Here is an 11,091-nt window from a genome sequence, read left to right on the forward strand (position 1 = left end):
AAGCCAGCGACACGGGATTCTCCACCAGGTAGTGTCAGACCTTCACCAAGATGGGCTCAACACGCCACCCGCTGCACCGGGGGGTGCAGCGTGGGGTCCCGCGGCGCCGAGCGCCGCAGGGCCCCTCGCACACCCCGCGTCCCAGCACGTACCAGCGCGTACCAGCGCGTACCAGCACGCAGGAGCGCCCACCTGCGCGCTCCTCGACCTCTGCGCCACACGAGCCCGGCACACCAAGCCAGCGGAACACGCAGCCGACAGGGGAAACGGAGCCGACGGGACACGAAGGCCACGGAGCCGCCACAGGAGCAAGCTTTCCGTGCACCTGTGACCCTCCACCCGTGCCTGCCGTGCTCCCGGAGGATTCAGCCCCAGCCTGGCCCGCACCTAGTACGGCTACGGCCTGGTGCACGTACCGGTACGCGGTGGCGATCCCGACGCCGAAGTGGAAGGCTAGGTGCGCGTAGTGTTCTCCCTTGCGCAGGTGCGCCAGTAGCAGCAGTGCTTGGCGCTCCAGCGCCAGGCTTCACCAAGGTGATCCTATGCGCTTGGAGCGCTGGCGCAGCGCCTGACTGAGCAGGTCCAAGGTGCGAGTGAGCACGGGTAGACCGGACGGGTAAGACAGCATGCCGAGCCCCTGATATTGCGGACGATCTCGACAGTTCCCGTCCTAGCAGGGACTTCGCTCATACCGGCTGCGGCTCCGCTCGTCAGCAGGGCGGAAAGAGCTCAGTATGTTCAAGGTCATCGATTATTGCTGCCTACACACGTCCTGTGGCTGCAAAGGCGCCGGCAGCGATCCAGGACAGCCCGATGGTGCCGTACACCAGCCGCGTCGCATTATGGTGATTTCTCCACGAGCGTGCGGGAACTCGGCGTCCGAGGAAGACACCCGTATCGATGCCCATCTCCAGTTCGGCCCGGCGGCCCCGACTGATCAGGTCGTCGTACAACTCGTCGTTGCGGCGGTCGTAGACGTACAGTCCCACAGTGATCAGTAGCCCGAAGATCGCGAGCCCGATGCGCGGTCCTCGTTCCATGCCTTGGAAGACTCCCGCACTCGAGACGATGCCGACCAGCCCGAGTCCGGTGACCGGCGGCAGCAGCGCGAGGAGCTTGAAGCGGACTTCGGTGAGCATGCGCCACGCCGTGCAGATCTCGGAGAACTCCGAACGCAAGATTGCCGCGGTTTGATCGCTTCGATCACCGACCGGCTCACCAAGAATGGGCAGCGAGGATGTCATGTAGTGACGCCCGGATCGTTGTTGCTGCACGACATCGATGTTGTCCCTGAGACCTGCTTCAGCATCGATTGGATCAGAGCCAGTTCGCTCAACCATGGTTGAGGTTACTGCGTGCCCCCGACTGACGTCACCCTCCTACACTGTTCTGCCTCTCACCACCTGGCTGACACAACGGGCGAAGAGGACTACGCCCGCCCGCCACGATTACATCTGCAGCGTTTCTTCCATAGATGCCGAAGCGGTGAGTACCGCGGCTCGGGCAGGCCGCTGAAGCCGCCCGAGGGGTACCGCTGCGCGGTGCAGCCGGGAGACACCGAAAGGATCCACAGGGCCGACGCTGCGCGCCGGCGCAGGTGCCGTGTACCCCGGCGGGCCTGAGGGCCTGCGGCCTCGATAGCAGGGGCTCAGCTGTCCTTGCTGGGCGCCACCTGCCGCGAGCTCAGGACACCACGGTGCTCACAGCGCTAGGTGCAGCCTCAACGCCTCATCCAGGCGCACCATCACCGGGTGCAGCAACCGCCCCAGCACCGGCCCCAGGCGCTGCACCGCCACCGCCCGCACCTGCTCCGCCTGCGCCTTGGACTCCACCCGCAGCCCGGAGTCCTGCGCCTCTAGCAGCACCTGGAAGGGGAAGACCCGCGCGGTGTTGCTGCTCACCGGCACCACCGTGACCACACCCCGGCCCAACCGCTCGGCCACCGCGTTGGCCCCATCGTTGCTCACCACCACCGCAAGACGCCGCTTGCCTGCCCCTGCACCGCTGTCGCGCCTCGCACCGGGTCCAGGTCCACCAGGCGCACCTCACCGCGGCGCACCAGCACCCCCGGCGCCACGCGCAGAAGCGGCGCCGGCGGGCTCGACACCAGGCTCCGCAGTGCCGTCACCCGTCACCGCCTCCCACGCCGCCCGCTGCCCGGAGTCCTCCCACTCACCCCACGCCGCGGCGTAGTCCGCCTCCAGCTGCTCCCCGGCCAGCAACCGGATCGCCCGCTGCACCGCAGTAGAGCGCGAGGGCAACCCCGCCGCCCGCACGCGCTCATCCAGCGCCGCCACATCCGCCTCCGACAAGCTGATGCTCAACTTCACACCCGCGATGCTCCCCCACTGCCACCACCGTGGGAACGACTCCCCCGGACCGGCGAACCACCCCCTGCCACCACCACCCACCCCGTGCCGCCGAAGCACCTCACGCCCCACCACACGCGGCGATCACCAGCACCCCAGGCAACGCCGGTGCCACCATCAACACGTGCTCACCACCAGCCTCACCTCCGAACGCAGCCTGCACGCCATCGAAGCCGACGAACTGAAGTGACCCCCCCGGGCCGGACGCCTCCATACTTGGCAGCAGCCAGGCGAGGAAGAAACGCATGGGCCGTACGAGCACTTACCCGATCGAGTTCCGCCAGCAAGCCGCAGCCCTCGTCCTCGACGGCGAGCGCACCCTCCGCGACGTCGCTCGCGAGCTCGGCGTCAACCACGAGACGCTGCGCAACCAGGTGGCGCGGGAGCGTAAGAACAGGGCTGCTGGGCCGTCGGCCCTCAGTACTGATGAGCGCCTCGAGTCCCCCGCACGCGGGAGGTGCCCCCAGGCCCGGCTGCGCCGCAAGGTCGCCGAGCTGGAGCTCGAGAAGGAGATCTTGAAAAAAGCCGTGGTCTTCTTCGCCAAGGAGACGGGGCGGTGAACCGACGTACTGCGTTGGCCTTCATCGCCGCGGAGAAGACCCACTACGGCATCCGTCAACTCTGCCGCGTCTTCAGGATCAGCCCGTCGAACACTACGAGTGGGCCGCCCGCGCCGGTGGCCCGACACCGGCAGAGATCGAGGAGGCCTACCGCGCCGACACCGCCCATGATGCTTGGCGCGAGCACCGCGGTGTCTACGGCGCTCGGCGGCTGAGCGCTGAGGTCCGCCACCGCGGCCATGGCTGGAACCGCAAGCACGTCGCCCGCCTCATGCGCCTGGCCGGCATTCAAGGCGCCCACCGCCGCCGACGGGGCAAGTACGGTCGTAGAGCTCTCTCGACGGCCACCGCACCGGACCTGGTCCAGCGCCGGTTCGGCGCTGTGGCGCCGGACCGGTTGTGGGTCGCCGACATTCCCCCAGCGCGGGCGCTGGGCGGTGCCCCCACCTATCTGCGCACCTGGGAGGGCTTCCTCTACCTGGCCGTGGTCGTCGATGCCTTGCCCCCGCGAGCGGGAGGCGCCCCCGCCGACGGGTGGTGGGTTGGGCGATGGCTGATCACCTGCGCACCGAGCTGGTCCTGGTCCCCCGCAGGCGGGAGGTGCCCCCAGCGGTCGGGATGGCGATCACCCGTCGCAAGCCGGAGGCCGGCTTGATCCACCACGCCGACCGCGGCGCCCAGTCTCCCCCGCAGGCGGGAGGTGCCCCCTCCTCCTACGAGTTCGGCAAGGCGCTGCGCACCTCCGGCCTGCTGGCCTCGATGGGCCGAGTCGGCTCCGCCTTCGACAACGCGATGGCAGAGTCCGTCTTCGCCACCCTCAAGACCGAGCTGGTCTACCGCCGTGCTTGGACGAGTCGCCATGAGCTGGAGATGGAGATGGAGATGGAGATGGAAGTCTTCTCCTACCTGGAAGGCTTCTACAACACTCGGCGTCGTCACTCTCGGCTGGGTAACCTCAGCCCCGTCGACTATGAAGATCAGCACATGACACGCAATCAGACGTCCGCCTGACGGGGGTGGAGCTTGACCCGCTTCTCCGGACACCATGATCATGACCCACTCCTCCGGACTCGCGTGTCGAGAGACGGTGACCGCTCGCACACCCGAGAGGATCACCCATGCCCAGGTCGTACCCGCCGGCTTTCCGACACCAAGCACTGGCGCTGCTCGCTGCCGGCCGCACCGTGAGCGATGTCGCCGCCTCGCTCGGAGTCGCGCAGTCCTGCCTCTACCGCTGGCGCAAGCAAGACCTCATCGACCGCGGTCAGGTCGATGGCGCCAGCAGCCGCGAGAGCACGGAACTGGCCACAGCGAGGAAGCGGATCCGCGACCTGGAGGAAGAAGTCAAGATTCTCCGCAAGGCCGCTGCCGCGGTGGAGGAGGTGGTGCCCCCAAAAGCCCGCTTCCGCCTGGTCGCGGAGCTGCACGCTGACGGTGTCCGCATCGGGCGGTCCTGCCACGCGCTGGGTGTCTCCCGCTCGGGCTACTACGAATGGGCCTCCAGGGCGCCGTCAGCGCGCAGCATCCGCCACGCCTGGCTCAGCGACCTGATCGGGACCGTCCACCAGGCCTCGCGCGGGACCTACGGGCGTCCTCGGGTGCACGCCGAGCTGCTGCACAACCACGGCGTCGTCGTCGGACACAACACCGTCGGCCTGCTGATGCGCCGCAGTGGCTTGAGCGGACTGCCCAAGCGTCGGCGCGGCTACCGCATCAAGCAGGTCCCCACCAGCAGCGACCTGGTCAAGCGAAACTTCCACCGCGACGGCCCCAACCAGCTCTGGGTCACCGACATCACCGAACACCCCACCCGCGAAGGCAAGCTGTACTGCTGCGTCGTCATCGACACCTTCTCGCGCCGGGTGGTCGGCTGGGCCATCGACTCCACCCAGCGCGTCGAGCTGGCTACCAACGCCCTGGGCATGGCCATCGAGAGCCGGGGCAATGTCACCGGCGGCGTCATACACGGTGATCATGGGGTTCAGTTCACTTCGTGGACCTTCACCCAACGGGCCCGCCACGCCGGTCTGCTGCCCTCGCTGGGCAGCGTCGGCGATCCGTACGACAACGCGGTGGTGGAATCGTTCTGGGGGCGCATGCAGACGGAGCTGCTCAACCGCCGCCGGTGGAACACCCGGATCGAGCTCGCCAGTGCGATGTTCGAGTACATCGAGGGCTTTCACAACCGGCGGCGGCGACACTCCGCCCTGGGTTGGCGCAGTCCCGTAGAGTTCGAGAACAATGCCCTGCAGCAGTCACCGGCTCCTCGGTTCGCTGTCCAGTCAACCGGGTCATGATCAGGTCACTTCAGTACAGCCCCTGGCGTGCGCCGGCGCCGTCTGGCGCGGTTCGAGTGGCTGGGTTGAGCGGCTGGGCTGAATCGGCTCGATCCGTGGCGGATGGCGACAAGGTGCTGGGTGTGAAGCAGCGAAGGTGCTGCTCGCCGGGGGTGCTGATCTGTGAAGGCTCTGCCTCACGCGGCTGGGCGCCCCAGGTGGTACCCCTGGCCGTGGCAGACGCCCAGCTCGCGCAGGCAGGCCAGCTCCTCGGCGCTCTCGATGCCCTCGGCGATGACGTGCGCCGCGCTGCGGTGGGCGAAGGTGACCAGTGCGCCGGTCATGGCCTGGCGCGCCTGGTCGTGGTGGATGTCGTGGATCAAGCTCATGTCCAGCTTGATGAAGTCCGGCTTCAGGGCCAGCACGTGGCGCATGCTGGCGAAGCCGGCACCGGCGTCGTCCACCGCCAACCGCAGCCCCTGCTCGCGCAGCGGCTGCAGGTGCCGCAGCAGCGCGGCGTAGTCCTGGACCTGCTCGTGCTCGGTGATCTCCACCACGAGGCGCCGCAGCGCTTGCCCGTGCAGGGCGTGCGCCAGGTCCGGTGAGGCCGCCAGCGCGGGGCTGACGTTCACGGCCAAGAACCCCCCACCACCCGCACCACCTGGGCAGCCGGTCTCCGGCGGCGCACCCACGGCGTCCGGCCGAGACACGTCGTGCGGGTCGTGCAAGTCCTGCGGTGCCTCGAAGGCGCTGGTGCCGTGGACCCCTCGGGTCAGCGCCGCTCTCAGCGCGGCCAGCTCCAGGTCGATGCCGGCGCCGACGTCGGCGGCGGCGGCGAACCACTCGCTGGGCCCGGCGTCGGGGAAGCGGCTGAGGGCTTCACGCCCGATCGGACGCAAGGTGCGCAGGTCGATGATGGGCTGGTAGACCGGGCGCGGCCCGCCCTCGAGCTGCAGCTGCTCCAGGCGGGTGAGCAGGTAGTGGCGGCGCTGCAGGCGCTGCTGGTCCTGGGTGACCGGCTCGCGCAGGGCCTCGGCGAGCACGGCCAGCACAGCGGCGTCGCGCCGGTCCAGGTCCGGGCGCGGCGCTCGGGACAGGGCGCACACGCTGCCGTGCAGGGGGCCATCGCTCAGGTGCAGCGGGACGCCGACGTAGGCGCCGATGCCCAGCACGCCGGTCAGGGGCAAGGTCGCGGTCACCGGGTGCGCGCCGGTGTCGGCGATGACGGCGGGCAGGGCACCATCGAGCACGCGCTGGCAGTACGTGCCGGCGCGCCGGCAGGTCAAGCCGCGAGGGTCCGCGGCACCGGGTGCGGTGGCGGTGTGCTGCACCCGCCAGTCCTCGCCGTCGAAGCGGGTGACGATCACGGCGTCCATGCCCAGCTGCTGCCGGGCCGCCTGCAGCAGCACACCGATGCGCGCACCGCTGTGCTGGTCGTCGTGGGCCGCTGGGCCTGCCGCGTCAGGCGCATCCAGGTGCACCTCGGGGGGCGCATCCAGGTGCACCTCGGGGGGCGCATCGAGGCGCACGTCTGCGTCGTGCTCGGCCGGGTGTTCCGGTGCTGGATCGGCGCGCTCCTCCCGCGCGTCGCAGGACCCTGGCGCGCCGTCGCTGCCAGCCGGCTGCGTCCGCTCCTGCCGCCCGGTGCTGGGCATGGTGCGAGGTGGCACCCTCGAACGCGCACCGTGCACCGCCGCACCGGGCAGCGCCCCAGCCTCGATCACCGCACCGTTGCTGCCGGCGCGCTCGTCCGCGGCGCCGGCACCGGCGCCGACGGTGCTGTCGGTGCGGCTCGTGGCAGTGCTGCCGGTGGGGGCGCTGGTGCGGGCCTGCTTGGCTGGCGGCGACCCTGCCGCGGCGGGCGTCGCCAGGCCGGGTGCCCTCCGGCTCGTGGAGCGGGCACGGCTGGCGCGTGCCGCCTTGTCGGCGTACATCGCCGCATCGGCCTGGTGCCAGGCCTCCTGCAGCCCCTCGGTGGCGCGGCGGGTGGCCGCACCCAGCGAGGCCCTCACCTGCGCGGCGCGAAGGGCTGCCCGCAACCGGGCGATGACCGCAGCGGTGCTGCTGCGGTCGCTGTCGGGCAGCAGCACCGCGAACTCGTCCCCGCCCAGGCGCACCGCCAGCTGATCGGGGCGCAGCTGCTCACGCAGCACCTGCGCGGTGCGCACCAGCAGCGCATCGCCGGCCTGGTGCCCGTGGGTGTCGTTGATGCGCTTGAGCTCGTCCAGGTCGATGACCAGCACCGAGGCGCTGGAGCCCAGGGGCCGTGCACGCGCCTCCTCCCCGGCCAGGGCGTGCGCCCAGGCCCGGCGGTTGCCCAGCCCGGTCAGCGCATCGCGCTCGGCGGCGGCCTCGGCGTGCTCGGCGCGGCGGGCCTCGTGCTGCAGGCGCAGCTCGTAGGCCAGCACCGTGCCCAGCAGCTCGGCGGCCAGCTCCACGTCGGCCAGCTGCTCGAAGGTGGCGGCATCGACCTGCTCGCGGGCACCGGCGCACAGGCTGCCCAGCACGGTGCCGTCCGGTCCCGTCAGCGGTACCGACAGGTACGAGCGCCACGGCAGGCCGGTGGCGCGGCGGGCGTGCTGCCAGGCGGGCACCTGCTGCACCTGGGTGCTGAAGCGCGGGGCATCACCGCTCAAGGCCGCGGCGCAGAAGGTGTCGCACCAGCGCATCACGTCCCCGGCGTGCAGGCCCACGTGCGCGGTGTCCAGCGCGGACAGGACCACGTAGTCCTGCCCGTCGCGACGGGCGATGGCCCAGGTGTCCATCCCCATGCGCTGGTGCAGGCGCTGCAAGGTGGCCCTGGCGGCGGAGGCGAAGTCCACCACCGCCACGGGCACCGGCTGCACCGGTGCTCCTGGCACCTCGCGCGCCGCACCGGTTGTCGCCATACCCCTTGTCGGCCCACTGTGCACCGCGGTACCCACTGCAGCGGTGCCCGCGGCCCCGGTGCCCACGGCAGCTGCAGCGGGGGTGGGGGCCTCCGCCGCGGTGTGGTGGTGCGCTGCGCTGCTCACGGCACCGGGGCGCTGCTGGTGCGCACGTCCGGGGTGCGCCGGCGGTGCGTCTCGGCGTCCACGGCCTCGCCGGCCGCGCGGCTCACGCCCTCCAGGCCGACGGCGTCATCGGGCCAGGTGGCCCCGCCGCCGCTGGTGCCCACCTCGGGCGGCTGCGCTCGCACCCGGTGCAGGACCTGCTGCGCCAGCGCGCCGCCGTGCGCGGGCGTGGGCACCTCGCGCAGCAGGACGGCGAACTCCTCGCGGCCCAGGCGCACCGCGGCCTGCAGCGCGTCGGCCAGCCGGCGCTGCCGCCGCGGGAGCGCTCTTGACCGCACCACGCACGACCTCCCGCGACACCCTCGTGAGCGTGGCCCGCCTCGGCGGTACCGACCGCCTGGGCCTGCGTCCCTCAAACCTTACTGAGAGAAACACTGTAGCTACCCCACGTCATCTCTGGGGCGTTGCCGCTGGACGGCGCAGCGCTCAAGAGCCAGGTGGAAGGTCACCGGCATCCTCAGCGGCTGCATCTGCGGGGGTGCGGGGGTGCGGGGGTGTGGGGGTGCGGGGGAGTGCAAGGGCAAGGGGGGAACGTGGCGGCGCCGCGCCTGCCCGCCGGAATCCGCGCTCGCAGCCGCGCACCTGCGTCGTCGTGCGTGGCGCTGCAGGTGGCTCTCGTGCTGCGGGAGGGTGCTTCAGGACGCCGGTGCTGCCGTCGATGAAGCACCCGTGATCCGCCCGTGCGCCACCTCACCGGTCCCTCAGCACCCGGTAGGGGGGCGGTGCGTGCGACTGCGGCAGGTGTCGCCGTGGTGAGCGCCGTCGTCACGCTCGGCGCGCAGCGGGCGCGAGTCGGCGGTGCTGAAGCGGCGCGGCTGGCAGCCCTGCACGAGTACGGCGTGCTGGACGTGCCGGCTGACGACGAGCTCGGTGACCTCGTGCGCGCGGCCGCGGTGGTGGCCGGCGTGCCCCACGCCACGCTGAACCTGATCGACGACGAGCGCCAGTGCCAGCTGAGCACCGTGGGCTTCGAGGGCGGCACCTCCCCACGCAGCGACTCCATGTGCGCCCTGCACTTTAGCGACGGTGAGGTCGTGCACGTGCCCGACGCCGTTGCGGACGAGCGCTACCGGGCCAACCCGTGGGTCGATGGGCGCCTGGGCAGGGTGCGCTTGTACGCCTCCGCGCCCCTGATCAGCCCCGAGGGGCACGCGCTGGGCTCCCTGTGCGTCTTCGACAGCGCACCGAGGCGGCTGAGCGCTGCTCAGCTGGCTGCGCTGGAAGGGCTGGCGCGAGTGGTGGTGGCCCTCTTCGAGCGGCGCTGGCAGGCGCGCCTGGCCCAGCACCACGCCGCCGAAGCCGCCGAGCAGCGGGCGCTGGCGCAGATGGCCATGGCCGAGGCCGAGGCGCGCTACGAGCTGAGCGAGGCGGTGCTGGAGGCCGTGGAGGTGGGCATCGTCATCACCGAGGCCGACGGGCGCTTGAGCGCCTTCAACCGCACCGCGCGCCACTGGCACGGCCTGGACGCCGATGGCGACCTCGAGCCCGGCGAGCACGCCGGCGCCTACGACCTGTACGCCGCCGACGGGCACACCCCGCTCAGCCCCGAGCAGGTGCCCCTGCAGCGCACCCTGCGCGAGGGGCGCGTGCGCCAGGCCCAGATGGTCATCGCCCCGCCCGGGCGCGCCCCGCTCAGCGTGGTCTGCTCCGGGCGCGTGGTGCGCCGCGCCGATGGCACACCGCTGGGCGCGGTGGTGGCGATGACCGACATCACCGACATCCGCGCCCGCAAGAAGGCGCTGCAGCAGGCGCTGGCCCAGCTGCAGCAGCGCAGCGCGCAGCTGGAGGACCGCAGCCAGCAGCTGGTCGCGGTGGTGGGCCAGCTGGAGCAGGTCAACGCCGAGGTGGCGCGCTCCAACGCGAAGCTGGCACGATCCAACGCCGACCTGGCGCGCTCCAACGCCGAGCTGGCGCAGTTCGCCGGCATCGTCAGCCACGACCTGTCCTCCCCGCTGAGCGTGGTGGCCGGCTACCTGGAGATGCTGCAGGAGGTGTGCGGCGAGGCCCTCGATGAGCAGGCGCGCGCCTGGATCCGCGCGGCGCGCAAGGGCACCCGTCGCATGGAGGAGCTGATCAGCGCACTGCTCAGCTACGCCCGGGCCGGCGCCGACACCTGCCGGCGCGAGCACGTCGACCTCGGCGAGGTCCTGGCGCAGGCCACCTCGGACCTGCGCACCGCGATCGAGGACTGCGGTGCACTGATCACCGTCGGCGCCCTGCCCGCCGACCCCGTTGCTTCCCCGGGTCCTGCTGCCTCCGCTGGTCCTGCTGCCTCCGCTGGTCCTGCTGCGTGCGCCGACCCCGCGTCCTCGAAGGCACCCGCGCCCGATGCTCACCTCGACCTGCCGCTCGTGCACGGCGATCCGGTGCTGCTGCGCCAGCTGCTGCAGAACCTCATCGCCAACTCCATCAAGTACCGCTCGCCCCAGCGGCCCTGCCGCATCGAGCTCAGCGCAGTGCGCACCGGTGAGGGGTGGACGCTGGCGGTGTCGGACAACGGCATCGGCATCCCCGCCGAGCAGCGCGAGGCCGTCTTCGCCATGTTCGCCCAGGTCGATCCCGCCGCGCGCGCTGGCCACGGCATCGGCCTGGCCACCTGCCAGCGCATCGTGCATCGCCACGGCGGACGCATCTGGATCCAGGCCACCCCCGGCGGGGGGACCACCGTGCGCTTCACCCTGCCCCAGCGCGCCGACTGACGCCGCCTGCTGCTCGCCGCCCGAGTGCTGCGGGGGCCGGGCAACGAACCGGCGCCCCCCCGGCCCCCACCCGGCATCAGGCCAGCGCCCGGTCGCGGGGGCATCGCAGCACCCCAGGCGTGGTAGCGGGTGGG

13 protein-coding genes are annotated in these 11,091 nt (G+C 71.5%); 5 read left to right on the forward strand and 8 right to left on the reverse strand.

The window, feature by feature from the left end; genetic code table 11:
• Positions 1–34 precede the first annotated feature (34 nt).
• The 5 genes from ACRYR7_RS21270 to ACRYR7_RS21290 form a co-directional block, all read right to left on the reverse strand.
• Positions 35–523, reverse strand: a complete 489-nt coding sequence (locus tag ACRYR7_RS21270) for a helix-turn-helix domain-containing protein (RefSeq protein WP_432574120.1) — start codon at positions 521–523, stop codon at positions 35–37.
• A gap of 238 nt (positions 524–761) precedes the next feature.
• Positions 762–1,274: a hypothetical protein gene (locus ACRYR7_RS21275; RefSeq protein WP_432574109.1), complete on the reverse strand. Its 513-nt coding sequence runs from the start codon at positions 1,272–1,274 to the stop codon at positions 762–764.
• Between the two features lie 426 nt (positions 1,275–1,700).
• Positions 1,701–1,973: a type II toxin-antitoxin system PemK/MazF family toxin gene (locus ACRYR7_RS21280; RefSeq protein ID WP_432574110.1), complete on the reverse strand. Its 273-nt coding sequence runs from the start codon at positions 1,971–1,973 to the stop codon at positions 1,701–1,703.
• Positions 1,974–2,045: 72 nt separating this feature from the next.
• Positions 2,046–2,330, reverse strand: coding sequence for a ribbon-helix-helix domain-containing protein (locus ACRYR7_RS21285; protein ID WP_432574111.1), 285 nt, complete (start codon positions 2,328–2,330; stop codon positions 2,046–2,048).
• Positions 2,331–2,430: 100 nt separating this feature from the next.
• Complete coding sequence (locus ACRYR7_RS21290; RefSeq protein ID WP_432574112.1) at positions 2,431–2,616, reverse strand: hypothetical protein; 186 nt, start codon at positions 2,614–2,616, stop codon at positions 2,431–2,433.
• Here ACRYR7_RS21290 and ACRYR7_RS21295 point away from each other — a divergent pair.
• Positions 2,615–2,929, forward strand: a complete 315-nt coding sequence (locus ACRYR7_RS21295; protein ID WP_432574113.1) for a transposase — start codon at positions 2,615–2,617, stop codon at positions 2,927–2,929. The two genes, ACRYR7_RS21290 and ACRYR7_RS21295, sit on opposite strands and share 2 nt — an antisense overlap.
• A gap of 55 nt (positions 2,930–2,984) precedes the next feature.
• Here the strand turns inward: ACRYR7_RS21295 and ACRYR7_RS21300 are convergent, their stop codons facing one another.
• The gene (locus ACRYR7_RS21300) at positions 2,985–3,230 is read right to left on the reverse strand and encodes a hypothetical protein (protein WP_432574114.1); all 246 of its coding nucleotides are present in this window, start codon (positions 3,228–3,230) and stop codon (positions 2,985–2,987) included.
• Between ACRYR7_RS21300 and ACRYR7_RS21305 the strand changes: the two genes are divergently transcribed.
• From ACRYR7_RS21305 to ACRYR7_RS21315, 3 genes are all read left to right on the forward strand, one after another.
• Complete coding sequence (locus ACRYR7_RS21305) at positions 3,141–3,584, forward strand: IS3 family transposase (protein WP_432574121.1); 444 nt, start codon at positions 3,141–3,143, stop codon at positions 3,582–3,584. The genes ACRYR7_RS21300 and ACRYR7_RS21305 overlap by 90 nt on opposite strands.
• Positions 3,479–3,940, forward strand: coding sequence for a transposase (locus ACRYR7_RS21310; protein ID WP_432574115.1), 462 nt, complete (start codon positions 3,479–3,481; stop codon positions 3,938–3,940). The genes ACRYR7_RS21305 and ACRYR7_RS21310 overlap by 106 nt, the downstream gene beginning before the upstream one ends.
• Positions 3,941–4,047: 107 nt before the next feature.
• Positions 4,048–5,226, forward strand: coding sequence for an IS3 family transposase (locus tag ACRYR7_RS21315; RefSeq protein WP_432574116.1), 1,179 nt, complete (start codon positions 4,048–4,050; stop codon positions 5,224–5,226).
• A 176-nt stretch (positions 5,227–5,402) separates the two neighbouring features.
• On the opposite strand, the gene ACRYR7_RS21320 is transcribed toward ACRYR7_RS21315, so the two are convergent.
• Positions 5,403–8,051, reverse strand: coding sequence for an EAL domain-containing protein (locus ACRYR7_RS21320; protein WP_432574117.1), 2,649 nt, complete (start codon positions 8,049–8,051; stop codon positions 5,403–5,405).
• Between the two features lie 164 nt (positions 8,052–8,215).
• Complete coding sequence (locus ACRYR7_RS21325; protein ID WP_432574118.1) at positions 8,216–8,536, reverse strand: nucleotidyl cyclase domain-containing protein; 321 nt, start codon at positions 8,534–8,536, stop codon at positions 8,216–8,218.
• A 474-nt stretch (positions 8,537–9,010) separates the two neighbouring features.
• On the opposite strand from ACRYR7_RS21325, the gene ACRYR7_RS21330 reads away from it, so the two are divergent.
• Complete coding sequence (locus tag ACRYR7_RS21330) at positions 9,011–10,957, forward strand: GAF domain-containing sensor histidine kinase (protein ID WP_432574119.1); 1,947 nt, start codon at positions 9,011–9,013, stop codon at positions 10,955–10,957.
• Positions 10,958–11,091 lie beyond the last annotated feature (134 nt).

The sequence above is a fragment of the Kineococcus gurbantunggutensis genome (assembly GCF_050871925.1).
Lineage (GTDB): Bacteria > Actinomycetota > Actinomycetes > Actinomycetales > Kineococcaceae > Kineococcus.